At 56.5% G+C, this 22,758-nt stretch carries 23 protein-coding genes; 8 read left to right on the top strand and 15 right to left on the bottom strand.

Features of this window, described 5'->3' with window-relative positions; all coding sequences use genetic code 11:
* Position 1: 1 nt before the first annotated feature.
* The 4 genes from holA to FOM92_RS12795 are packed head-to-tail and all read right to left on the bottom strand — an operon-like array spanning position 2 to position 4,457.
* On the bottom strand, positions 2-1,024 hold the full coding sequence (gene holA, locus FOM92_RS12780) for a DNA polymerase III subunit delta (protein ID WP_143777228.1): 1,023 nt from the start codon (positions 1,022-1,024) through the stop codon (positions 2-4).
* Positions 1,021-1,509, bottom strand: coding sequence for an LPS assembly lipoprotein LptE (gene lptE, locus FOM92_RS12785; RefSeq protein ID WP_143777229.1), 489 nt, complete (start codon positions 1,507-1,509; stop codon positions 1,021-1,023). The genes holA and lptE overlap by 4 nt, the downstream gene beginning before the upstream one ends.
* Positions 1,506-4,022 (bottom strand): leucine--tRNA ligase, encoded by a 2,517-nt coding sequence (gene leuS, locus FOM92_RS12790; protein ID WP_143777230.1) that lies wholly within the window; start codon positions 4,020-4,022, stop codon positions 1,506-1,508. The genes lptE and leuS overlap by 4 nt, the downstream gene beginning before the upstream one ends.
* 3 nt (positions 4,023-4,025) lie before the next feature.
* A complete protein-coding gene (locus FOM92_RS12795) occupies positions 4,026-4,457 on the bottom strand; it encodes a DUF3576 domain-containing protein (RefSeq protein ID WP_143777231.1) in 432 nt (143 codons plus the stop codon).
* Positions 4,458-4,702: 245 nt separating this feature from the next.
* Here FOM92_RS12795 and FOM92_RS12800 point away from each other — a divergent pair, with 245 nt between their 5' ends.
* Positions 4,703-5,461, top strand: coding sequence for a hypothetical protein (locus FOM92_RS12800; protein WP_143777232.1), 759 nt, complete (start codon positions 4,703-4,705; stop codon positions 5,459-5,461).
* A 5-nt stretch (positions 5,462-5,466) separates the two neighbouring features.
* On the opposite strand, the gene FOM92_RS12805 is transcribed toward FOM92_RS12800, so the two are convergent.
* On the bottom strand, positions 5,467-5,973 hold the full coding sequence (locus tag FOM92_RS12805) for a thiamine phosphate synthase (RefSeq protein WP_246087292.1): 507 nt from the start codon (positions 5,971-5,973) through the stop codon (positions 5,467-5,469).
* Between the two features lie 59 nt (positions 5,974-6,032).
* Here FOM92_RS12805 and FOM92_RS12810 point away from each other — a divergent pair, with 59 nt between their 5' ends.
* Complete coding sequence (locus FOM92_RS12810) at positions 6,033-6,710, top strand: YggS family pyridoxal phosphate-dependent enzyme (protein ID WP_143777234.1); 678 nt, start codon at positions 6,033-6,035, stop codon at positions 6,708-6,710.
* Here FOM92_RS12810 and pdeM read toward each other — a convergent pair.
* Positions 6,690-7,385, bottom strand: coding sequence for a ligase-associated DNA damage response endonuclease PdeM (gene pdeM / locus FOM92_RS12815; protein WP_143777235.1), 696 nt, complete (start codon positions 7,383-7,385; stop codon positions 6,690-6,692). The genes FOM92_RS12810 and pdeM overlap by 21 nt on opposite strands.
* 44 nt (positions 7,386-7,429) lie before the next feature.
* The gene (locus tag FOM92_RS12820) at positions 7,430-8,389 is read right to left on the bottom strand and encodes a retroviral-like aspartic protease family protein (protein WP_170226880.1); all 960 of its coding nucleotides are present in this window, start codon (positions 8,387-8,389) and stop codon (positions 7,430-7,432) included.
* 163 nt (positions 8,390-8,552) lie between these two features.
* On the opposite strand from FOM92_RS12820, the gene FOM92_RS12825 reads away from it, so the two are divergent.
* Complete coding sequence (locus FOM92_RS12825) at positions 8,553-10,469, top strand: S9 family peptidase (protein ID WP_246087293.1); 1,917 nt, start codon at positions 8,553-8,555, stop codon at positions 10,467-10,469.
* A gap of 58 nt (positions 10,470-10,527) precedes the next feature.
* On the opposite strand, the gene FOM92_RS12830 is transcribed toward FOM92_RS12825, so the two are convergent.
* Genes FOM92_RS12830 through FOM92_RS12845 form a run of 4 tightly spaced genes read right to left on the bottom strand, consistent with a single transcriptional unit; the run spans position 10,528 to position 15,551 of the window.
* The gene (locus tag FOM92_RS12830) at positions 10,528-12,933 is read right to left on the bottom strand and encodes a ligase-associated DNA damage response DEXH box helicase (RefSeq protein WP_143777237.1); all 2,406 of its coding nucleotides are present in this window, start codon (positions 12,931-12,933) and stop codon (positions 10,528-10,530) included.
* Between the two features lie 6 nt (positions 12,934-12,939).
* Entirely contained in the window at positions 12,940-14,325 is a 1,386-nt protein-coding gene (pgmG, locus tag FOM92_RS12835; protein WP_143777238.1) for a phosphoglucomutase/phosphomannomutase PgmG, read from the bottom strand.
* Positions 14,326-14,355: 30 nt separating this feature from the next.
* Positions 14,356-14,769 (bottom strand): J domain-containing protein, encoded by a 414-nt coding sequence (locus FOM92_RS12840; RefSeq protein WP_143777239.1) that lies wholly within the window; start codon positions 14,767-14,769, stop codon positions 14,356-14,358.
* Entirely contained in the window at positions 14,769-15,551 is a 783-nt protein-coding gene (locus tag FOM92_RS12845) for a division plane positioning ATPase MipZ (protein WP_143777240.1), read from the bottom strand. Before FOM92_RS12845 ends, FOM92_RS12840 begins: the two co-directional genes overlap by 1 nt.
* A gap of 98 nt (positions 15,552-15,649) precedes the next feature.
* On the opposite strand from FOM92_RS12845, the gene panC reads away from it, so the two are divergent.
* The 4 genes from panC to FOM92_RS12865 all read left to right on the top strand — a co-directional run bounded on the left by panC (position 15,650) and on the right by FOM92_RS12865 (position 19,237).
* Positions 15,650-16,489: a pantoate--beta-alanine ligase gene (panC, locus tag FOM92_RS12850; RefSeq protein ID WP_143777241.1), complete on the top strand. Its 840-nt coding sequence runs from the start codon at positions 15,650-15,652 to the stop codon at positions 16,487-16,489.
* Positions 16,490-16,596: 107 nt separating this feature from the next.
* Positions 16,597-16,896: an SEL1-like repeat protein gene (locus FOM92_RS12855; protein ID WP_143777242.1), complete on the top strand. Its 300-nt coding sequence runs from the start codon at positions 16,597-16,599 to the stop codon at positions 16,894-16,896.
* An 85-nt stretch (positions 16,897-16,981) separates the two neighbouring features.
* Complete coding sequence (locus tag FOM92_RS12860) at positions 16,982-18,193, top strand: cation:proton antiporter (protein WP_143777243.1); 1,212 nt, start codon at positions 16,982-16,984, stop codon at positions 18,191-18,193.
* A 63-nt stretch (positions 18,194-18,256) separates the two neighbouring features.
* Positions 18,257-19,237 (top strand): SDR family NAD(P)-dependent oxidoreductase, encoded by a 981-nt coding sequence (locus tag FOM92_RS12865; protein ID WP_143777244.1) that lies wholly within the window; start codon positions 18,257-18,259, stop codon positions 19,235-19,237.
* 5 nt (positions 19,238-19,242) lie between these two features.
* Here the strand turns inward: FOM92_RS12865 and FOM92_RS12870 are convergent, their stop codons facing one another.
* The gene (locus tag FOM92_RS12870; RefSeq protein ID WP_246087294.1) at positions 19,243-19,884 is read right to left on the bottom strand and encodes a TetR/AcrR family transcriptional regulator; all 642 of its coding nucleotides are present in this window, start codon (positions 19,882-19,884) and stop codon (positions 19,243-19,245) included.
* 360 nt (positions 19,885-20,244) lie between these two features.
* On the opposite strand from FOM92_RS12870, the gene FOM92_RS12875 reads away from it, so the two are divergent.
* Positions 20,245-21,171, top strand: a complete 927-nt coding sequence (locus FOM92_RS12875) for a metal-dependent hydrolase (RefSeq protein WP_143777245.1) — start codon at positions 20,245-20,247, stop codon at positions 21,169-21,171.
* Here FOM92_RS12875 and FOM92_RS12880 read toward each other — a convergent pair.
* The 3 genes from FOM92_RS12880 to rplU all read right to left on the bottom strand — a co-directional run bounded on the left by FOM92_RS12880 (position 21,168) and on the right by rplU (position 22,678).
* Positions 21,168-21,758 (bottom strand): GNAT family N-acetyltransferase, encoded by a 591-nt coding sequence (locus FOM92_RS12880; RefSeq protein WP_143777246.1) that lies wholly within the window; start codon positions 21,756-21,758, stop codon positions 21,168-21,170. The genes FOM92_RS12875 and FOM92_RS12880 overlap by 4 nt on opposite strands.
* A 203-nt stretch (positions 21,759-21,961) precedes the next feature.
* Entirely contained in the window at positions 21,962-22,231 is a 270-nt protein-coding gene (gene rpmA, locus FOM92_RS12885; protein ID WP_143777247.1) for a 50S ribosomal protein L27, read from the bottom strand.
* Positions 22,232-22,264: 33 nt separating this feature from the next.
* The gene (gene rplU / locus FOM92_RS12890) at positions 22,265-22,678 is read right to left on the bottom strand and encodes a 50S ribosomal protein L21 (RefSeq protein ID WP_143777248.1); all 414 of its coding nucleotides are present in this window, start codon (positions 22,676-22,678) and stop codon (positions 22,265-22,267) included.
* Positions 22,679-22,758 lie beyond the last annotated feature (80 nt).

The following is a 22,758-nucleotide window of genomic DNA, read 5'->3' on the forward strand; positions in this document are numbered from 1 at the left end:
TTTACCGGCTTCGTGCCGCAGCCCGGGCAATCCGGATCAGTTCTTCTTCCAGTATAATCACGCCCAACCCTTCGCGAACGCTCATAAGTTTCGATTCCAGATCGAGAAGATGGCCGTTCAGGCCGACTAGCCGCGCGGATGTCCAGCGGCCCAACTGGTTGACGAAATCGTCCGCATCTTTCCAGAAAATCGAACGCGTCGCTTTCACAACGGCGCCGGGATTGGAGCCCTTGTCGACTTTGGCCCGCAAGGCAGCGAGCAAAGCCACGCGGCGTTGAAGTGCCCGGGTGATGCGGATTGCATCCACGCCCAGATTATGGGCCGATACTAATTCGCGCCCTGTACCCCGCAGGTCGCCATTCATGATCTGGTTGATCAGACCGTTGACATTCTCCTCACCCGTTTCGGCCGACAAGGCTTCAAAAATGGTGACATCGACGGTCGCCGGCCGTTGCGGTGACGCATCATAATAAAGCGCCAGTTTCTCGATTTCGGCCTGCGCCAATTTGCGATCCTGATGGGTATAGCGGGCAATACGCGCGGCAAGACTGCGGTCGAGCTTCAGGCCGACCGTGGCGGCATAGCCCATGACGGCCGACGCGGCGTCTGTTTCTTCGGGAAGATAACATATATGCGACATGGCGCGAGGATGGCTTTCCACCAATTTGCGCAATTTGCTTGTCTTGGTCAGATTTCCGGCGGTTGCGATTACCGGGTTAACGCAACTGTCCAGTTCAAGCAGATTTTCGACTGCGGCCAAGGCTTCTTCGCGGCGGAAATTGACCCGAACATAGCGTTTGTCGCCAAATAACGACAGGGCAGAGGCTTCATCGGCCAGCAGCGCCGGGTCATTGCGGATGCGGTCGCTGTCGATGTCGATCCGTTCGGCCCCAACCAGTTGTGCCGCCATTTGACTGGCAATGTCGGCAATCGCCGATTCATCCTGACCGAAAATGAAGAAAAGCCGTATATCGGACCGCGTTGTTATAGCGCTGATGAAACCGCGTTCCTTGGCGTTGGTCATTCGCCGCCTGCGTAGAGCGAAAGGCGCGTCACTATCTGGTCCGCGACACGCTGGGTCAGATTTTCCAACGCGGTATTTTCGCCGGCTATGGTGGCATATTCGGAACTGACCACATCGATGCCGGCATCTGCCCCGGCCGTCGCGTCCAGCACGGTTTCCCCGGTTGTCAGCGAGATAAGCTGGTAACGGGCCCGCAATGTGCGTCGTTCACGGGTGACGGTATCGTCGGCGCGAACACCAAAGCCTTCAATCTGGTCATCGAGAGCAACCACCAGCCGGAATTTGGCCGATGCGGATTGTGCGAATCCCAACCGGTCGTTCAACGCATTGCGCATCAGCCATCCATTTTTTCCGGCGATAGGCTCCACCATGACCGTGCCAAGAGTGGAGGCAACGGCGCCCGTCGATCCTCCGCTATATAGCGGTTTCAGCCCGCATGCGGATAGCATCAGGCTGAGCAGAATTAAAGCGAGCAAATGTCTCATATGACGATGTTGACCAGCCTGTCCGGGACGACAATAACCTTGCGGATTTCCGCATCTCCGATGGCATGCTGGACCTTTTGGCTGGCAAGCGCAAGCGCCTGCATCTCGTCCTGGCCCAGTCCTTTTGCAACGGTGAGTGTATCGCGCAATTTGCCTTTGACCTGGATTGCGATAGTCACTTCATCTTCCACCAACAGCGCCGGATCAACCTGGGGCCAGGATGCATCGGCTATCAGGCCTTCGCCCAATCTTGTCCATGCCTCTTCAGCCAGATGCGGAACCATGGGTGCGGACAGGAGAAGGATAGTCCGGATGGCTTCGTCGCGGGATGCGGAAGGGGCGGCCTTTTCTATGGCGTTGGCCAGATCATAAATCTTGGCGACGGCCTTGTTAAAGGATAGCGCCTCGATATCTGCGCCGACGCCTGCAATCGCCTGATGCGTTTTGCGCATCAGCGCCTTGTCTTCACCCTCGGCACCACTGACCTGTCCCGTCAAACGCCAGAGACGCTGGACAAAGCGCCAGCAACCTTCGATGCCGGCCTCGGACCATTCCAGATCGCGTTCGGGCGGGCTGTCCGACAGCATGAACCAGCGCACGGCGTCGGCCCCATATTGGTCGACAATGTCATCGGGATCGACGACATTCTTCTTCGACTTGGACATTTTCTCGATACGGCCGGCCGTCGCAGGCGCTCCCGTTTCGACGATGGTCCAGATATCGCCTGCGCGTGTGACCTGATCGGGACTCAGCCATTTGCCGTCGGCATCCTGAAAGGTCTGGTGCGTCACCATGCCTTGCGTGAACAGCGAGGCAAAAGGCTCCTTGACGTCAATCATGCCGATATGGCTCAGGGCGCGTGTCCAGAAGCGTGCGTAGAGAAGATGCAGGATCGCATGTTCCACACCGCCAATATATTGCTGCACCGGCAGCCATTTTTCGGCAATCGCACGATCAAAGGGCTTGTCCCCCGGCTGGCTGGCAAAACGGATGAAATACCAGCTGGAATCGACAAAGGTATCCAGCGTGTCGGTTTCGCGGCGTGCGGGCTTGTGACATTGCGGGCAGTCGACTTTGCTCCATGTCGGGTGACGGTCGAGCGGATTGCCGGGGATGTCAAAAGTCACATCTTCGGGAAGCTTTACCGGCAATTGCGCCTCTGGCACGGGCACGGCGCCACAGGAATCGCAATGGATGATGGGAATGGGCGTGCCCCAATAACGCTGGCGGCTGACACCCCAGTCGCGCAACCGGTATTGCGTCTGCCCTTGACCCCAGCCTTCGGCTTCTGCCTTGGCGATAACATCGGCAATTGCCTGTTCGCTGGTCAGGCCGTCCAGCCAGTGGGAATTCACGATTGTCCCGGGGCCGGTATAGGCGACGTTACCTGAAAAATGGCTGTCTGTCAGATCACCGTCTGAGACCACGCGCGTTACCGGCAAATCATATTTCCGCGCGAAATCAAGGTCGCGCTGGTCGTGCGCCGGGCAGCCAAAAATGGCGCCGGTCCCATAATCCATCAGCACAAAATTGGCGACATAAACAGGCAGATGCCAGCTGGGGTCCAGCGGATGTTCGACCGTCAGGCCTGTGTTAAATCCTTTTTTCTCGGCCGTCTCAATGTCGGCTGCGGTCGTTCCACCCTTGCGGCATTCTTCGATAAAGGCCTGCAATTCGGGCGCGTTGGCTGCCAGCTTTTGCGCAACGGGATGGTCTGCGGCAATCGCGACGAAGCTCGCCCCGAACATGGTGTCCGGCCGTGTCGTGTAGACATCGATGCCGTCGCCATTCGATCCCGGGAAAGCAAAGCGGCAGCGCAAGCCTTTTGATTTGCCGATCCAGTTTTCCTGCATTAGCCGGACCTTGTCAGGCCATTGGTCCAGCGACGAAAGGCCGTCGAGCAATTCGTCCGCAAAATCGGTGATTTTCAAAAACCACTGGCTGAGCTTGCGCCGTTCGATAGGAGCGCCCGAGCGCCAGCCTTTTCCGTCGATCACCTGCTCGTTCGCCAGCACGGTCATATCGACCGGGTCCCAATTGACGGCGGATTCCTTGCGGTACACCAGACCGGCGGCGTACAGTTTCAAAAACAGCGCCTGTTCATGGCCATAATATTCCGGCTCGCAGGTCGCCAGTTCGCGCGTCCAGTCGATGGCAAAGCCCAGACGCTTCAACTGCGCCTTCATGTTCGCGATATTGTCGCGGGTCCAGCCGCCGGGGTGCACACCCTTTTCCATAGCGGCATTTTCGGCGGGCATACCGAATGCGTCCCATCCCATGGGGTGCAAAACTTCGTGCCCGGTCATCCGCCGGTAGCGGGCAAGAACGTCCCCCATCGTATAGTTGCGGACATGCCCGATATGGATACGCCCTGACGGATAGGGAAACATTTCCAGCACATAGCTGCGCGGTTTGGGCGAGCTGTCATCGGCGACAAAGCTCGCCTTCTCTTCCCAAATCTTTTGCCACCGCGCGTCGGCGACGTGCGGGTTGAAACGATCAGGCTGGCTCATCGATTATCCGCTTATGGACGTGCGGCGAAGGTCGCGGGCCTTGGTCAAAATGATGGCTTCCATCTTTTGGACGGTGGCGGCGCGCAGGGGTGCGGCAACCCATTGACCATTTTGCGAAACTTCACGGCTGCCGGCAACGCGCAACGCATCGGCGCGCAAGTCCTGATCAAGAATTGAGACGGTCAGCTTGATGCGTTCGCCAGGGCTTTGCGGATTTACATACCAATCGGTCACAATCACGCCGCCAGCCGAATCGGTCTGGACGAGCGGCATGAAGGACAGTGCATCAAGCGAAGCGCGCCACAAATAGCTGTTCACGCCGATTGTCGTTACCTGACTTGCCGCGAGGTCGGCCTTCGGGCGCGCCGTGCCTCCGCACGCCGACAACAACATGGTGCCAGAGGCGAGGATAAGTGCCAGGCGAGAGATGCGCATATAATGTCCTTGAACGATGAATTTCTGGGGAACCTCTATAACGCCTTGCTGGCTTGAGCAAGCTTTCTGGGTGCTGAACCAACGAGTTTCCCAATGGGCGGTAAGGAATGTTGAGCCGACTTTGTGGATATCATGCAACATATTGGCAAAAATCGCGTTCTAATTCCGATTAATCGGTATCGACGCTTTCGATTTGCGCGATTTGGTCCTATATCTGTTGGGGAACAGGGAGTCGTTTTGGTTCTGTGATGAACAAGGGTAAGCCTTTCCGGCGGAAAAACGCCGCTTTTGCAGCAGCAATGCTTGCAACGGGCTCGCTTGTCCTGTCGCCGCTGGTCATGCCTGCCTGGGCCGCCGATTCCGTCGCGCAAACAAAATCGTCCGCGAAAGATTGGCTGAATACATTCACGCCCTCCGGTGTCGACAGCCGCCTTGCCGCGCGGTTTGACGCTTCGAAAAGCCAGAACAGCGCCCGCTTTCCTTTCACCTTGGCCGGCGCAGACTCTTCGCGCAGCCGTACGATCATCGTCGCCGCCCGCGCAAACAGTCGTTTGACCGCCGGTGCAGTTTCCGTGCGCAGTGCAATTGCTGCAACCGAAACAGGCGCAGGAAAGGCCATGCGGCTTTCCACGGTGGACTATCGCCTGACCGCATCCAAGGGTTGGCAAGGTTTTGCCTTGCCTTCGACGCCCAAATTGTCGGCTAAGGTTCCTCTGAGCGAACTGGGCCGCGGGAATTTCCGTCTGGATGATAGCGCAAAGAAACCAAGCAAGTTCAGCACGAATATCAAACTTGATCAAAATCGTGAAGTCGCACCGCCCGCACGGGGTAGCGCAGCGTCCGGTGACTATAAGCTTGATGTCGGCGGAAGCTTCTCAATCAGCCGCAAGATTGATGTGACCGCCGGACTGCGTTACGCGAGCGAAAATGACCGCGTACTTTCGAGGGTGGACAACCGCAAGGATAGCGAAGCGGTCTATGTCGGGACGAAAATCCGCTTCTAATCCCTCTATTTGCTGCGAAACGCATCAATTGCAGCCCACCCGTCAATCTTTTTGGGGAACAACATTCGGCCCCTTGCCCGGTTCATTCCGCCCAGTGCGATAACGGCGCAATCGCCTGCTTGCCGTGCGAGCCCATCGAAGGCCGGAAGACCAAGGTTCGGTGCGCCCGGATGGCTTGCGGTTGGAAATAGCGGCGAGATCAGTAGCGCATCGGCACCGTTCCGGCGCGCCTCGGCAAGTTCGCGCCGATTGTGCACGGGCGCGGTATGGAATTGTGTCCGTGCACCGGCGGAACGCTGGTGAAAACCGTCCGCGCGCCATGCGCGTGCCAAACGGGCATCGCCCGCCAACAGCAGGATGTGCCCCCTTTGCCGGCAGACATGGGCGACTTTGAGGAAAAGCGTTTTTCGGTCGGATAACGCCATATCATAATGGCGAAAGATCACCCCGGATCGGAATGGAAGGCGGCGCACCGCGTCCAGCAACCCATCGCCGAAACGGGGATCTGTCATCAGCCAAAATGCTGGAAGGGGGTGGCGGCGGCGCATCCACTTGCCTATAGCGCCGCACCATGCAGGAAGCGATACGCGAAACGGCCGAGGGCCGGCTGAATGAAATCACATCACAAATGTCGGCCGCTGCAAAGCTTGCGCGCCGCGCACCGGCGGACATCACCCTGATCGCCGTGTCCAAAACGCGAAGCATTGGCGACATAGAACCTCTGATCCGTGCAGGTCACCGCAATTATGGCGAGAACCGTATACAGGAGGCCCAGACCAAATGGCCGGAATTAAAAGCCCTGGATGCGGACATTGTCCTTCATCTGATCGGCCAGTTGCAATCGAACAAGGCCGCAGAGGCGGTCAGCCTGTTTGATGTCATCCATTCGCTGGATCGCCTTTCTCTTGTCACGGCCTTGGGCAAGGCCATGCGTGAACAGGGGCGGCTCTTGCCATGCTTCATCCAGGTGAATATCGGCGCAGAACCGCAAAAGGGTGGTTGTGCGATCGACGCCCTGCCCGAATTGCTCGCCGCCACACAGTCCGAGCAAATTCCGGTTGCAGGTCTGATGTGTTTGCCGCCTGCGGATTTAGAACCGGCACCTTATTTTGCGTTGCTTGCCGAAATGGCGGCGCGCCATGGTTTGGACGGGTTGAGCATGGGCATGTCAGGCGATTTTCAAACCGCCATCATGCTTGGCGCCACGCATATTCGCGTTGGCACCGCCTTATTTGGCGAGCGCGGGTGATGCCGGCACGGTGAACAGCGCGATGCCCGTACGCGTCGGCACAAGCGCCTCAATCCTATCCATATTAGTGCAACCAAACGCCGCGATAAGCGCAGGGTCCCGCACATCCAGCCCGCCCGTCAATGCACCAAAGGCCGGCATGACCAGTTTTCGTTCACTTCGCACGAAACAACGGCGCGACACATGCCGCCCGCGGACAGCCTGCCGGAACTTTGGATGGAAATGTCCGGAAATTTCCGGTCCTTCTTCTGCATCCAGTGCTTCATGGCGGAATATCACATTGCCGCGTCTCAAAGATTCGACCGTCTCGCCACCCCAATGGCCCTGCACATCGGGGTCATGGTTTCCGGTTACCCAAATCCAGCGCACGGCTGTAACAAGCTCCTTCAACAAAGCCGACGCGCTGCCCTGAAGCCGTTGTTCCCCGGCACCGTCATGGAAATTGTCACCCAGAGAAACGACGGTTTCGGGGCGGCATTCCTCGACCAATGCGGCCACCTGTTCCAGCGTGGCGAGGCTGTCATAAGGGGGGAGCATCTGCCCCCCGAGGGCAAAGGCGCTGGCCTTTTCAAGATGGAGATCCGAAACGACCAGCATCTTTTGCGCTGGCCAGTAAAGCGCAGCATCACCGGCAATTTCAAAACTGTGCCCGCCAAAGGTGAATGTCCGTGCCATTGCAACCGCCTATGCGGATTAGGACGGCATGTGGCAAGCGGTCGTCAGTAGGCAGACGCCAAACGTGCGGGTGTCTGGCGCGACACGCCTTTAGGCAAGTCAAAGCCAACGCGGCGGTTGCCAAAATCGATCAACACACGGTCGAACAATTTAAGCGCATCCATCCCCAGCAAGATTGCCGGCCGATCGTTCAACGAAAGCGCGGTGAAGGCATAATTTTCGGCAAAGGTGATGGGCAGGTCATTGATGGTCAATCCGCCCACTTCAATTTCCTTCAATTGTGTGAACTCCCCGTTCAAAATGGATCCGGTAACGCTCTTCATCTTTACCGGGATGAAATCGACCGTGCGATGCCGTCGGCGGAGTTTGTCGCGAAGCGCAATATTGGCCATGCTGCTTTGCGCGCCGGTATCCAATATGATGTCGACCTTTATCCCGTCGATCTTTGCACTCGATAAAATCATGCGTCCGGCTTTGCGCTTTGCACTGACGACGATCATGCCGTTTTCAAGCCTCGTTTTCCCGCGCGTGCGGCGCGACGGCAGGACATCCATTTTCTGGCTGGCGAAGTCCAGCAGAACACGGTTGTCTTCCAGACTGTCGATACCCAATAGTCCATAGGCACCCAGATTGGACCGTTCGAGTCCTGGGGCTTCCACCCCTTCCAAATTTACCGCCGCAGTGGTCAGCTTATCGATGTAAAAGGAATTGACCTGCGTTTTACCTGAAATGGTCGCAAGTGTCAGCGTTGGACCCGACTCCAGGGCCAGATCGCGTGCCAGATCATTGGCAATCACCGTCCGTTCGGCGCCGGTATCGACAATGAAGGGAACGGCTGCGCTTCCATTGACCTGAACTTGCACCGTCATCCGGTCGCTGCGGTCAATGCCGAACTGTTCGACAATTGCAGGGGGCTCCGCGGCATTTGCGTCGACATCGTCCTGTGCAGACGCAGGTCCCAGAAAAGCAAAAGTGGAAAAAACCGCTAGGGCAATATGTTTCATTTCTCCATCTCCTGCGCACATGATAGGCTTCTTTATATGCCGCCACAAGTCGCCGCCTGTCGAAGCGAATTTGGGCTTTGTCGAAGGCGGCGTGGGCTACCGATTGCGATAGAAGGCTGCCTTGTTTAGCCCTTTTGTCATTCGAAAAGAGAAGGGGATTGCCGTGAAGAAATTACTCCTGTTGGCCGCCTTGGCCTTGCCGATGGCACCTGCCCTGGCCGATGCACCCAAACCGGATGCGCTTGTCGCAGATGGCGTACCGCCTGTACCCGATGAACTGCCCGCCGAAACGCGACCCTATATGGAATTCCGCACCGCCGGTTTTGTTGGCTGGCATCCCACCGACCGTTCCATGCTGGTTGCCACCCGCTTTGCGAATACGGCACAGTTACATCGCGTCGCAGGGCCAATGATGGCCCGCAAACAGATCAGCTTTGAAGCCGAACCCGTCGGCAATGGCAGCTGGGCGCCCAAGAAAGGCGATGTTTTGCTCGTGCAGAAAGACGTGGGCGGCAATGAATTCTTTCAGATTTACGCCCTCAAAGATGGCAAGCTGAACCTTTTGACAGATGGCAAAAGCCGCAATGGGCTGAATGCATGGAGCAAGGACGGCGAATTGGTTGCCTATACCTCGACGCGACGGAATGGCACCGACAACGACATTTATGTCATGAATCCGCGCGACCCCTCGACCAACCGCATGGTGGCGGAGGTCAAGGGGGGCGGCTGGGCCGTGTCGGATTTTGCCCCTGACAAGAAAAGCGCGCTGGTCGCCCAATATGTGTCGGTAACCAATGTCGACATTTCACTTCTGGATCTTGCAACCGGTAAGATGACGCCGATTGGCGATCATGCCAAAGACATCGCCTATGGCGGTGGGGAATTTGCGCCGGACGCTACGCTTTGGGTAACGTCGGACGAAGGTTCGGATTTCCAGCGGCTGGGTACGCTCGACCCCAAAACCGGTGTCTTTACCGCGCGTGGGCCGAAGGAAAGCTGGGACGTCGACGCTTTTGACATTTCACCCGACGGCAGCTTCATCGTCTATGCAACGAATGAAGCAGGGATGAGCAAGGTCAAGATCCTTGACACCAAGACCGACAAGGTGCGCGTGGTTGAAGGGTTGCCTGCCGGTATTGTTGGTGGTTTCGACATCTCCGAATGGGGCGAGATCGGGATTACCTTCACTTCGGCCCGCAGCGCCGCCGACGCCTATAGCATCGATCCCAAATCGCTCAAGGTTACCCGCTGGACCGAAAGCGAAACGGGCGGCCTCGATGTATCCAAAAATGTCGAACCCGAGCTGGTGAAGGTAAAAAGCTTTGATGGCCTGGAAGTATCCGGCTTTCTCTATCGCCCCGATCCTGCAAAATTCCCCGGCAAGCGTCCCATGATCATGAATGTCCATGGCGGACCCGAAGGCCAGTCGCGCCCCGGATTCCAGGGACGCAGCAACTATTTGCTGAACGAAATGGGTGTGGCGATCTTCTATCCCAATGTTCGGGGGTCGACCGGTTACGGCAAAACCTTTGTCAGCCTCGACAATGGTCCGTTCAAACGGGAGGATTCGGTCAAGGATATGGGCGCATTTCTTGATGTACTGGGTAAGGACAAGGGGCTGGATGCCAGCCGCTTCGGACTGACAGGCGGGTCCTACGGTGGTTACATGTGCTATGCCGCAGCCGTGCAGTATAAGGACAAGCTGCGTGCCACCAACTGCATCGTCGCCATTTCAAACTTTGTGACCTTCCTTGAAAATACCCAAAGCTACCGTCGCGACCTGCGCCGTGTCGAATATGGGGATGAACGCGATCCGGTGCAGCGGGCAAAACTGCTCGAAATCTCGCCGCTGACACGGGTGGCCGAAATTTCAAAGCCGATGTTCGTCGTCACGGGCGGTAACGACCCGCGCGTGCCGGCATCCGAAGCCGACCAGATCGTTAAAGCCATCCGCGACAAGGGCGGCGTTGCCTGGCATTTGCTTGGCAAGAATGAAGGGCATGGTTTCGCGAAGAAGGAAAATATCGACTATCAGTTCTGGACGACATTGCTGTTCTGGAGACAGAATTTGCTTAACTGACCTGCAAATTGCACTCGCCTCCTCCCGGAACGGTTTCCGGGAGGAGGATAGGGGCTCATCAAGGCGTCATCGCCACGCCCGCCAAACTTTCGGCCTCTAACAGCAACTCGTCATCGACCGACCCTTGCGCCACGCTTTCCCGTCCGATCATCACCAGCAACGGGACCGCCAGCGGGCTGACCCTTTCGAGATCGACATGCAACATAGTGTCCGCGGCGCGGTCGAGCAGATTGCCGAGCCGTCCAACATCGGTCAGCCGCGCCCGTGCATCGGCCCAGGCGGCCTCCAACAAAAGGTGGTCGGGCTCATATTTACGCAGCACGTCATAGATCAGGTCGGTTGAAAAGGTCACCTGCTTGCCGGTTTTGCGCTTACCCGGATGCTGTCGCTCGACGAGCCCGCTGATTACCGCAACCTCGCGGAATGCGCGTTTCAGCAAATAGCTGCCCTCGACCCATTCGATGAACTCGTCGGCTAATATGTCGGCGGAAAAAAGTGGCGCGGGGTCCGTTACCGGCTTCAGGCTCCAGACGCCCAGCGCATAGTCGCTGGCAACAAAGCCCATGGGCATCAGTCCCCGGCTTTCCATCCGGCGGGTCAGCAGCATTCCCAGTGACTGATGCGCATTCCAGCCTTCGAACGGGTAGGCGACCATATAATGCCGCTTGTCGTGCGGAAATGTTTCCACAAGCAATTGTCCGGCTTCCGGCATCTGGCTGCGATAGTCCTGCATCTCCAGCCATTCGCGGACATCGTCGGGAAAGCGGGCCCAACCGGCCCGTTCGGTCAGCATCTGCCGGACCCGGCCTGCAAGATGGGTGGTCAGGGGCATCCGCGCGCCCATATAGCTGGGGATTGTGTTGGCGGGCTTTGTCGATGCGCGGACAATCAGGTCGAGATCCTTGATCGATTCAACCTCCAGCGCCATGCCCGCAAAGGTGAAACGGTTGCCGGGGGTCAACGTTGAGGCAAAGCTTTCTTCCACCTTTCCCAGTTTGCGGCCATTCCGGAAGCGCACATCCAGCATGGGGGAATCGACGATAATGCCCGCATTGAACCGGTGCTGTGCGGCAAAGCGGGGATGCGCGAGATGCCATTTTCCGTCGGGACGCAATATCAGCTTGCGGAACTTGTCATAGGCTTTCAGCGCGTAGCCGCCGGTTGCAACAAATTCGATGACGCGGTGGAACGTGCCTGCATCCAGAGCAGAATAAGGCAGTGCCGATTGCACTTCGGCCAGAAGCTCGGCTTCGTCAAAGGGGCCGGCGCAGGCGATGCCCATGACATGCTGGGCAAGCACATCATAGCTTCCAGGCTGAAAGGTTTCGCCATCACGTACCCCTTCATGGACGGCATCATAAGCGGCCTGCGCTTCCAGATATTCGAAGCGGTTGCCAGGTACCAATATCGCCTTGCTCGGTTCGTCCATACGGTGGTTGGAGCGGCCGATACGCTGCAGCAAACGGGAACTGCCCTTGGGGGCGCCCATCTGGATGACACAGTCCACATCGCCCCAGTCGACACCCAGATCGAGAGAGGCCGTGCACACCAGCGCGCGCAATCTCCCTTCCGCCATTGCGCCCTCCACCTTTCGCCGTGCCTCTATCGACAGCGATCCATGATGGATACCGATCGCATATTTGGGATCGTTGGCATCCCACAATTTCTGGAAGATATATTCGGCCAGAAAGCGCGTGTTGCAGAAAATCAGGGTGATGTTGTTGCGGCCAATTTCTTCGATCAACTGGGGTATGGCATGTTGCCCGCTATGCCCCGCCCACGGCACCCGCCCCTCGGGCAAAAGGATCTCGAGGTCCGGTTCCGCGGCAGTTTCGCCTGTCACAAGCTGCACCAGATCGATGTCGCCATCGGGGGCAAGCCATGCGCGGTAGTCGTCGGGGTCGGCGACGGTTGCCGACAGCGCAACGCGTTCCATCTGTGGCGCCAGTGTCTGGAGGCGCGCCAGCGACAGGCTCAGCAAGTCACCGCGCTTGCCATTGGCAAAGGCATGCACCTCGTCGACAATCACGCGTTGGAGCGTCGAAAAAAGAAAGACGCTGTCTTCGTGGCTGAGCAACAGCGACAATGATTCCGGTGTTGTCAGCAGAATATGCGGCGGTTTGACGCGTTGCCGTTGTTTGCGGTCCGACGGTGTATCGCCGGTTCTTGTTTCGACCCGGATGGGCAGGCCCATTTCCTCGATCGGCATCAACAAATTGCGCCGGACATCGACGGCAAGCGCTTTCAAGGGGGAGATGTAGAGCGTGTGCAAACCTTCGGCAGGTTCGGTGGCCAGTGCATTCAGCGTCGGCAGAAATCCGGCTAACGTCTTTCCGGCACCCGTCGCGGCAACCAGCAAGGCATGCCGGTTCTGCGCTGCTGCATCGAGCATGTCCAGCTGGTGCCGCCGCGGAGCCCAGCCCCGGGCGGCAAACCAATTCAATATGATGGGTGAAAGCGTCACAAGGGCTTAATGCCCGACAGTTTCTCCGCGTTCCAGACCTGATGCAGCAAGTTGCGCATCAATCTGCGCCATAAGCCGGTCCAAACCCTCTTCGCTCGACGCTTCGGCGCGGGCGACCAGCACATCCTGGGTGTTAGATGCCCGTAGCAGCCACCAGCCGTCCGGCGTGTTCACGCGGGCGCCATCGGTATTGTTGACATCTGCACCTTCGGCGGAAAGCCGTGCAAGCACCTCGTCGATAACTGCGAATTTGCGACTTTCGTCGACCTGGAAACGCATTTCAGGCGTGTTGATCATGTCGGGCATCGCGCCGCGCAATTCGGTGACGCTCTTGCCCAGCTTGGCCGATGCCGCCATCAGGCGGACTGCAGCGTAGATGGCATCGTCAAAGCCATAATATTGATGTTTGAAAAAGACATGGCCGCTCATTTCGCCCGCCAATGGTGAACCTGTTTCCTTCATTTTGGATTTGATCAGGCTATGGCCGGTTTTCCACATAAGGGGCTGGCCGCCCAATTCGCCAACCCGGTCATACAAAGCCTGCGATGCCTTGACGTCAGCAATGATCGTCGCGCCAGGCATGTCGCCCAGAACATCCTCGGCATAGATTTGCAAAAGCTGGTCGCCCCAGATGATACGGCCTTCGCCGTCAATCGCGCCGATCCGATCGCCATCTCCGTCAAAAGCCACTCCAAAATCGAGTTTCTTCTCGGCGACAAGCCGCTGCAAATCGACCAGATTTTTTGGGTCGGTGGGATCGGGGTGGTGATTGGGAAACTGTCCATCCACATCCACAAACAGAAGATGATGCTCTCCTGGCAACATCTTCACCAGCTTTTCAATCGCCGGTCCCGCCGCGCCATTGCCAGTGTCCCAACCGATGCGGAACGGCTTTTCCGGTGCGGCCTCGGCAACGCGGGCGACATATTGATCAAGGATATCGAGATGTTCCGAGGTGCCTGTTCCCGAAACCCAGTCACCCGCAGCGGCCATGACACCCAGTTTCTGGATATCTGCGCCGAAAAACGGGCGACCCTGCAGCACCATCTTGAAGCCATTATAATTGGCTGGATTGTGGCTGCCGGTTATTTCAATGCCGCCATCGACATCATCCAATACAGCCTCGGCATAATATAGCATCGGCGTCGGCCCCATGCCGATGCGCACCACGTCTACACCGCAGTCATTCAGTCCGCGTACCAATGCTTCTTCGAGCATGGGCGAGCTGACCCGGCCATCATAGCCAACAGCCGCTTTCTTGCCGCCAGCACGGACAAGGCAAGTGCCAAAGCCGCGGCCGATCGCGTAGGCATCTTCGGCACCAAGCGTTTCGCCGATGATACCGCGAATGTCATATTCACGAAGCGACGTTGGATGAAAATTATGGCTCACAGGACACTCCCTTAAAAATCTGCGGGTCAATTAGCGTGATTTACTTTCCAAATCCCTTAGCAAAAGGTCGCGGGCTTCATTTAGTTCCCGGGCCCGTTCAGCGCTGCCACCTGTGTCAGGATGATTTTGGGCAATCAACGCGCGGTGGCGACTGCGGATCTGCTCAGCCGTATCATAGCGCGATACGCCAAGCAGAAATCGGGCCTTGTCGATGCTATACTGTTCGCTTTGTTTTGCACCAGTGCCAAATAAACGCCAGGTGAGACCACGATACCATGTGACAGCAATCGCAATAGCGACGGCACCTATCAATATACTCCCGCGCGCCGCGACAAAGGCGCCTGCCAGCCCCAGCAGGAGCGGAAGCAGCTGCTGGCGACGAATTTTCCCTTTCCAGACCCCCCAGCCAAGACCTGCAAGGACAAGGGCGATCAACGCTCCCATCAGACGAGCATCGCCATCTGCGGTTCGGGAAGCGCCAGCCCGGTTACAAGTTCGCGCAATTCCTGCCGCGCAACAATATGGGCGGTAGCCAATTGTCCCAGATGCCCCTTGTCGATCAGGGTGAGGCCCGACGGGAACAGTTCCCGGTAAATCACACGCTCATTCAGGCCCGGAACAGACCGGAAGCCAACCCGCTTGGATAGTTCAGCGATGGCATCGGTCATACGCTGCTGGTTGCGGGCCTCCATATTATGCAGCCGGTTACGGACGACGACCCAATCGATGGTAACCCCGTCCGCCTTCGCGCGTTCCTTGCGGGCTTCCCAGATCAGCTCGGCATAAAAACTCAAACGCCGCACCTTGAAATTTTCCGCATCAACCTGGCCGATGAGATCGAAATCGACAAAGCTGTCGTTGATCGGCGTCACCAGCGTGTTTGCGCGCGTGGCCACGAAACGCGCATATTTGTCGTCACGGCCAGGGGTGTCGTAGATCAGGAAGTCATGGTCCTTTCCGAGCCGTTCCACCTGACGTTCCAATGTTGCTTGTGAATCATGTTCGAACACCTCGAATACCGGCATCGGCAAGGTAATGCCGCGGCGTTTGATCGTGTCCTGGCGATTCTCGAGATAGCGATACAGGGTACGCTGGCGCGAATCGAGGTCGATGCATGCGACGCGCGCGCCACGGGAAGCCAGCGCAATCGCCACATGCACCGCGGTTGTTGATTTTCCAGTGCCGCCTTTTTCATTGGCGAAAACGATATGATGTGCCCCGGCCATGTGCCCTAAAATGTCCCTGTTCGATATTTGCCTTGAAATGCCACTAAGGCATCTCTCATAGGCGATGTTCAAGAGCCAATAACCAAGGCGAACCGCACGTGCAAACCATCAATCAGCTTGACTTATTACGAAACAACATTGCAGCACTACGTAAAAATGGTCAGCGTGTTGCCTTGGTACCCACTATGGGGGCGTTGCATGCCGGACATATGGCTCTGGTAGAACAGGCTAAGCGGCACGCTGACGCTGTTGTGGTCTCGATTTTCGTAAATCCCACACAATTTGGTCCTAATGAGGATCTTGACGCCTACCCACGCACCTTGGAGCGTGATTCCGATCTTTTGCGCGCGGCCGGTGTCGCTCTTCTGTGGGCACCTCAGGTTGCCGCCATCTATCCTGAAGGTTTTGCGACAAAGGTGCATGTGGACGGGCCAAGCGCGGGATATTGCGGGGGTGCGCGTCCCGGACATTTTGATGGCGTGGCGTTAATTGTGGCCAAATTGTTCAATCAGGTGACACCGGACGTTGCGTTCTTTGGGGAAAAAGATTTCCAGCAACTGGCCGTTATCCGCCGAATGGCAAAGGATCTTGATTTTGGTCTGGAAATTATAGGTGTACCTATCGTGCGGGATGAAGACGGTTTGGCCCTTTCGTCGCGCAACGCCTATCTGACGGTGGAAGAACGGCACAAGGCGCTGGCCTTGCCTCGCGCGCTTCATGACGCGTCCGTTCGCATCCGTGGCGGCGCCGATGTTGCGACCACCGTCGCTGCAGCGAGTGCAGACATACTAAATGCAGGCTTCGCGCAGGTCGACTATTTCGCCCTCGCTGATTCGCACACATTGGAACCGATGACGCATTATGACGGTCGTAGCGCACATATTTTGGCGGCGGCAAAAATAGGCAAAACGCGGCTGATTGATAATATAGCCGTGTAGCCGAACAGCTTATCATCCATTTCGGATATAATTTTTGTTCATTTCGTTAACCATTTGTTAGCCATGTTTGGCGAGATTGTCCTCAACAAGGGAATTGGGGACATAATATGGGCAACAGTCTTAAAAGTGCGAACTTTCTTATGGAAAGTCGTTTGGCCGACGCGGCCAAAGGATGTGCAGAAGCCTTATACGATCTGGGAATGGCCTATTCGACAGGCGCCAACGGTATCGAAATCGATCTGGTCGAGGCACATAAATGGTTCAACCTCGCTGCGCTAAACGGAAGCGAAGCCGCCATGATGTGCCGTGCGGACATTTCCGACGATATGACGGCTCGTGAAATCGCCGAAGCACAGCGTCAGGCACGGGCTTGGTTGCAAAGCATGGATCAGCGCCGCGCCGCCTGAGATTACGAATGTAAGGCCGTAGTTTCGGCTTTTCAAAACGCACCCGGTTGTTAGATACGGGCTCCGATAGAAAGGGGCCCCCGCAATGGTACAGATAACACTAACCGAAGTTTATCTGATTGCGATGATCTTGATCTTCGCGGTACCCTTTTTGATCTGGCGTCTTTTTTGCACCGAATATTATGCACCGCTTGTGGTTGTGCAGATCATTTGCGGAATTTTGCTGGGCCCCGGCATATTGGGGGCATTTTTTCCGGACTATTACGCCTTTGTCTTTCGACCCGAGGTCATCGGCGCCCTGAATGGCGTCGCCTGGTGGGCGGTCATGATATTTGTCTGGATCGCAGGAATTGAACTCGATCTGTCGGAAGCGTGGCAAAAGCGGCGTGAAACAGGTGTAACCGCCGGTCTGGCATTGATCGTCCCTCTTGTTTTTGGAAGCGTCGCTGCCGCTATTTTGCTGCAAACCGGTTCTGGTTGGGCAGGTGCCAAGGGTCAATATTGGCAAGTGATTGTCGGTATCGGGATGGCCTGCGCCGTTACCGCCCTGCCGATCCTAATCCTGTTCATGGAAAAGCTCGAAATATTGCGCCAGCCGCTGGGCCAGCGCATTTTGCGTTACGCAAGTCTGGATGATGTCGTCATCTGGGGCGTCCTGGCGGTGATATTGCTCGATTGGCAACGCATGGGGCGACAGGGTGCATTTCTCGCCGGTTTTGCCGTCGCCGCCTATCTGATACGCAGGTTAATGCCCAAAATTGCAGAAAGCGACCGCTGGTATGTCGGCTTGATCTGGCTCGCGATCTGCGGATTGGCAGCCGACTGGGCAGGCTTGCACTACATGGTCGGTGCGTTCCTGTCGGGTGTGGTTCTGGATGCAAAAAATTTCGATCAGAAACGAATGGATTATTTCCGCGCGACGGTATTGCTGGCGATGATGCCGGTATTCTTTTTAAGTACAGGTTTGCGCACAAACTGGGATGTGGGCGGAGCTGTGGTTTTCGCCGCGGCTGCCTTGTTGCTTGCCGCATCGGTGACCGGCAAACTCGTGGGTATCCAGTTGGCGGGCCGTATTTTAAAATGGGAAAAGGGCGAGGCGTCCCTCATTGGCTGGCTGTTGCAGACCAAAGCGCTGATCATGATCATCTTTGCCAATATTTTGCTGGATAAGGATATCATCACAAATCAGACGTTCACAGCGCTCCTTTTGATGGCGGTTGGCAGCACGATGCTGACCATCCCGATCGTCACCCCGAAACTGAAAACACTTAAAACGATGGTTTCGCGGTCGAGTTAAGGACGCTAACAGGATTTTTACAATCTCGGCACTATCGCTCTGTTTGACCATAAGGAATCGTACATGACCGCACCAATAATTGTAACTGGCGCCGCAGGCTTCATCGGGCATGCTGTTGCGCACAGGCTTTTGGCGCGAGGCGAGCACGTAATCGGTGTTGATATCGTCAACGACTATTATGACCCAGCTTTGAAAGAGGCGCGTCTGGCAACTTTTGAAGGGCAGAATAATTTTACCTTTGAACGATGCGATGTAGCGGATGCGGCGGGAATTGCTAAGCTGGTCAAGGATAATGGTGTACGGCGGGTGGTACATCTCGCAGCGCAAGCAGGTGTTCGGTATAGTATCGAAAATCCATTCGCCTATGAGCGATCCAATCTTGCCGGTCACCTTTCGGTGATGGAAGCATGCCGCCACGCCCCCGATTTCGAACATCTTGTCTACGCGTCCTCCAGTTCGGTTTATGGCGACAAGCCGATGGGTGGCGAAGGATTTTCCGAAGACGAACCCGCCATGAGCCCCGTTTCGCTCTACGCTGCGACGAAGCGGGCGTGCGAATTGATGAGCCAGTCTTATGCAACTCTTTACGGATTTCCGCAGACCGGGTTACGGTTTTTTACGGTTTATGGCCCTTGGGGTCGGCCCGACATGGCCTATTTCAGCTTCACGCAGAAGATATTGAAAGGCGAAAGCATCGAAGTTTTCGGCAATGGCAAAATGGCGCGTGATTTCACTTATATCGACGACATCGTGGACGGTATCCTCGGGGCGCTGGATAACCCGCCGGCAACCGGTGAACATAGGGTTTTGAACATCGGTGACAGCCATCCGGTTGGACTGATGGAAATGATCGAGACTTTGGAAAGAGCCATAGGCCGTGAGGCGGTAAAGGTCATGCGACCCATGCAGCCGGGCGATGTCACTGCGACTTATGCGGACGTGTCAAAATTGCACGCGCTCACTGGGTATAAACCCAAAGTCATGTTGGCAGAAGGACTGCAGCGTTTTGCCGACTGGTATTTAGACCACTATAAAGCGGGTTGAAAAACCTAGTCGTTGGCGGATTGGCTGCGCGCCTGCCATTCGTCAAACGATGCGGCGAGTTTGCGGCCTGCGATCTGCCGGCCTGCCTCGCGCGGTAGCCCGAGGGACGCCGATAGGGGGCCGCCCAGCAAAGCGTCGCCTAATGCCATCAGTACCATTTCCAGTGTCAGTTCGTGCAGCGAAGCGTCCGCCATTCCATCTTCGGCAATCTGATCGACCAGATTATGGATTGCTTCTACAATAGGGTCCAGCGCATCCTCATTACCCGACAACAGCATCCAGGAGGCAAGAGCCCCTGCGCCTTCGCGGTCAAAATGGTCAAAAATCAGATCCGCCAATTCATCAGGTGTCACTTCACCGCCGCGCATCTGGAAAACCGCTTCCCCGATTTTGGTGCAGATGCTGTTGCCCATATAGGCAGCAAGATCGCGTTGTAGTCCGGACGCCGAGCCAAAATGATGAAGCAGGTTGGCATGGGTTCGCCCGATGCGCCCCGCCACAGCCTTCAGAGTGACTGCTTGTGGTCCAGCCTCCAGCAATAGTTCGCGCGCCGCCTCCAGCGCAGCAGATCGACTTGCCTCGGGGCTCAGCCGGCGGGGCATGGCAGCATCCTTGATATTCACGACCTTGGTATTTTCTATCGCCATGTAAAGTATTTGCCTCTTATCTTTATCATTGCGGGCCAATTCTACCCGTCTCTTCCATCCTTGCCAAACATCATGAGGATACCACGGGCATTTGTCCAATCCTCCCTCCATATCCACATATTCTATCGGGGAAAAATCGACCGAACAAACATGTATTGCAAGAGACTTGGTGCAGGGTTGATCAAGCACCTGTGAAGGCATCTCTGGGGCAGACCTGTTGGTAGGCAGAAGGATAAAGATTACAGGTTTACTCAAACCAGCATCCATCACTCTGATAATATTATATATTTTTGCATTCCTTATATGCCGTTAACCAATGGCATTAAACGGAATTTCATGGGCTTTGGCTAAACGGGCAGGATGCACGAGACCAAAACATCCGGCTTTAACGCATTATCTCCCGAACAGCGGCCGGATATTGTGGCGCGCAGCTATCGCGCACCCGCGGACGCAGTAAGTGAACGGCACTGGGTACGCCAAGACCCCTTCGCTACAGCATTTTTCAATGCTCTGTCCGCCGTTTTCCCGCACGGCGAAACTTTCATGATTCGCAGCCTTCTTCCATGGGTGGACCGTGTTGAGGAGCCACTGCGGAGCGAGGTTGAAGCCTTTATCGAGCAGGAAGCCGGGCATAGCCGCGAACATGTGGCCATGAACAAGGCGCTGATCGGCGCGGGATATGACATAGCGCCGCTCGACCGGAAAATTCGCGGCTTTGTATCATTCTTCGAAGATGCAAATGACCATGTGAAGCTGACGGCCACGATGTGCATTGAACATTTCACCGCAATCATTGCGGCAGAACTGCTGAAGAACCGCAACCATCTTGCGGGTGTTGACGACAAGATGCTCGAATTGTGGCTTTGGCATGCAATTGAGGAAGTCGAACATAAGGGCGTTGCCTTTGATGTCTGGAACCACGCCACCCGGGACTGGAGTGCTGCGCGCCGTTATTTGTGGCGCAGCTTCTTCATGGTCGCCGTAACAACCAGTTTCTTCATCAACCGCACCCTCGGCCAGATCGAGTTGCTGCGTCAGGACGGGTTTGGCTTTTTCACGGCGTTGAAAAACATTCTTGTATCCGGTTTTGGAAAAGGCGGCATAGGTCGCAATGTCCTGCGTCCCTGGGCTTCTTTCTTTCGCCCGGGATACCATCCTTGGGATTTTGATGATCGTCTGCTTTTGGCCCAGGGTGAGGCGGATCTTGCATCAATTGCCGCATCGCGCGCGGGTTATGGTGCTAACGGTAAAAAACCGGTCCAGGCTCCGTTGGTTGCGGCGGCCTAAGCCGCACGCAACTCGTTCAGATATCGGTTAAAGCCCGGATCGAAAGCGCTTCGCATAAGGTTATCCTCGCCATCTGAGGATGACAGTTCCATTTCATAAAGCGCGCTCGCAACCATCTGCCCGCGGCCCAGGCTGTGCCGGTGTTCGACACGTCCGGTGTTTTTGAAGCCCAGTTTACGCAGCACCCTGCCCGACGCGGGATTATCGGTGAAATGACCCGCGATCAGCTTTTTATACCCAATGGCGTGGGCAATACGAATCACTGCCCGCCCGGCCTCGGTCGCAAAACCGAGACCCCAATAAGGGCGCGCAATCCAATAGCCCAATTCGACCTCACCATTATGTTCGCCTAAGCCGCAGCTGCCCACGAGGCGGGGTGCGCCGTCTGTCCGCAGCATCAGCATGAAGTTCGGGAGCAATATCGGCTGCGACGCGGTCACGAAGGAGCGGGCGTCATCCAGGCGATAAGGCCATGGCGCGCGCGCCAAATTGCGGACAATGCCTTCATCGTCAATCGCCCGGTGCAATTCCTGCGCATCTTCGGGCCAACTCGGCCGCAACAGTAATCTTTCGGTTCGTGCGAACATTTTCTCTCTCCGCTTCTTGGAGCCGCCCTTTGCAGAACAAAGCGACAGTCCTGTTACATCGACCCCTCAGGGCAAGCTTGAACAGGGAGAATGAGGCAAAAAGAAAGGGAGACCGGTTGACCCGTCTCCCTGTTCGAAGGTGGAAACCACCTTTGGCGATTTCCGGGTCATCCGTCTGGACAACCCGTCATCGATTGTCCGTCTTATTCGGCAGCGATGGCCGGCATATCCACCGACACATATTTGCGGCCAAGTTTGCCAGCATGGAATCGCACGCGACCTGCAGTCAGTGCAAAAAGGGTGTGGTCCTTTCCAAGGCCGACATTGGCACCCGGATAAACCTTGGTTCCGCGCTGACGCACGATAATGTTGCCGCCAACGACGGTTTCGCCGCCAAATTTCTTAACGCCCAGGCGACGGCCTGCTGAATCGCGACCGTTGCGTGACGAACCACCTGCTTTTTTATGTGCCATGGTCTAAACTCCTTGCGCTGTCCGAGCCGAGGCTCAGGCTTCCTTTTTGGCTGCTGCCTTCTTAGGCGCAGCGGCTTTCTTGGGTGCAGCGTCAGCTGCAGGTGCCGCTTCGGCCTTTTCAGCCTTAGGTGCAGCAGCCTTCTTTTCTTCCTTGCCGACGGCGAGGATGCGCAGAAGCGTCAACGACTGGCGATGACCCTGCTTACGGCGGTAGTTGTGGCGGCGACGCTTCTTGAAAACGATCACCTTTTCGCCGCGCTCTTGCGCGATGATCTCGGCAGATACCGTCAGGCCGTTTACGTCCTGCGCCTTGTCGCCGTCACCGGCCAACAGGATATCTCCCAGCGAGATCTTGTCACCCGCTTCACCCGACAGTTTTTCAACTGCGATTTTATCTCCGGCGGCGACGCGATACTGCTTGCCGCCTGTGCGCACGATAGCGAACATGGCTCTAACTCATCCGTTTCTACAGCTTAGCGCTTTTAAGGAGCGCGGTTGCTCACGCGTGGTACCAGTCGGCGAATCCC

Origin of the sequence: Sphingorhabdus contaminans, from assembly GCF_007280415.1 — a bacterium.
GTDB lineage: Bacteria > Pseudomonadota > Alphaproteobacteria > Sphingomonadales > Sphingomonadaceae > Sphingorhabdus_B > Sphingorhabdus_B contaminans.

Excerpts from the sequence above, each read along its gene's own strand:
- holA (WP_143777228.1), bottom strand. The coding sequence starts at position 1,024 with ATGACCAACGCCAAGGAACGCGGTTTCATCAGCGCTATAACAACGCGG.
- lptE (WP_143777229.1), bottom strand. The coding sequence starts at position 1,509 with ATGAGACATTTGCTCGCTTTAATTCTGCTCAGCCTGATGCTATCCGCA.
- leuS (WP_143777230.1), bottom strand. The coding sequence starts at position 4,022 with ATGAGCCAGCCTGATCGTTTCAACCCGCACGTCGCCGACGCGCGGTGG.
- FOM92_RS12795 (WP_143777231.1), bottom strand. The coding sequence starts at position 4,457 with ATGCGCATCTCTCGCCTGGCACTTATCCTCGCCTCTGGCACCATGTTG.
- FOM92_RS12805 (WP_246087292.1), bottom strand. The coding sequence starts at position 5,973 with ATGACAGATCCCCGTTTCGGCGATGGGTTGCTGGACGCGGTGCGCCGC.
- FOM92_RS12810 (WP_143777234.1), top strand. The coding sequence starts at position 6,033 with ATGCAGGAAGCGATACGCGAAACGGCCGAGGGCCGGCTGAATGAAATC.
- pdeM (WP_143777235.1), bottom strand. The coding sequence starts at position 7,385 with ATGGCACGGACATTCACCTTTGGCGGGCACAGTTTTGAAATTGCCGGT.
- FOM92_RS12820 (WP_170226880.1), bottom strand. The coding sequence starts at position 8,389 with ATGAAACATATTGCCCTAGCGGTTTTTTCCACTTTTGCTTTTCTGGGA.
- FOM92_RS12840 (WP_143777239.1), bottom strand. The coding sequence starts at position 14,769 with ATGGGAGCGTTGATCGCCCTTGTCCTTGCAGGTCTTGGCTGGGGGGTC.
- FOM92_RS12845 (WP_143777240.1), bottom strand. The coding sequence starts at position 15,551 with ATGGCCGGGGCACATCATATCGTTTTCGCCAATGAAAAAGGCGGCACT.
- FOM92_RS12855 (WP_143777242.1), top strand. The coding sequence starts at position 16,597 with ATGGGCAACAGTCTTAAAAGTGCGAACTTTCTTATGGAAAGTCGTTTG.
- FOM92_RS12860 (WP_143777243.1), top strand. The coding sequence starts at position 16,982 with ATGGTACAGATAACACTAACCGAAGTTTATCTGATTGCGATGATCTTG.
- FOM92_RS12865 (WP_143777244.1), top strand. The coding sequence starts at position 18,257 with ATGACCGCACCAATAATTGTAACTGGCGCCGCAGGCTTCATCGGGCAT.
- FOM92_RS12870 (WP_246087294.1), bottom strand. The coding sequence starts at position 19,884 with ATGGCGATAGAAAATACCAAGGTCGTGAATATCAAGGATGCTGCCATG.
- FOM92_RS12875 (WP_143777245.1), top strand. The coding sequence starts at position 20,245 with ATGCACGAGACCAAAACATCCGGCTTTAACGCATTATCTCCCGAACAG.
- FOM92_RS12880 (WP_143777246.1), bottom strand. The coding sequence starts at position 21,758 with ATGTTCGCACGAACCGAAAGATTACTGTTGCGGCCGAGTTGGCCCGAA.
- rpmA (WP_143777247.1), bottom strand. The coding sequence starts at position 22,231 with ATGGCACATAAAAAAGCAGGTGGTTCGTCACGCAACGGTCGCGATTCA.
- rplU (WP_143777248.1), bottom strand. The coding sequence starts at position 22,678 with ATGTTCGCTATCGTGCGCACAGGCGGCAAGCAGTATCGCGTCGCCGCC.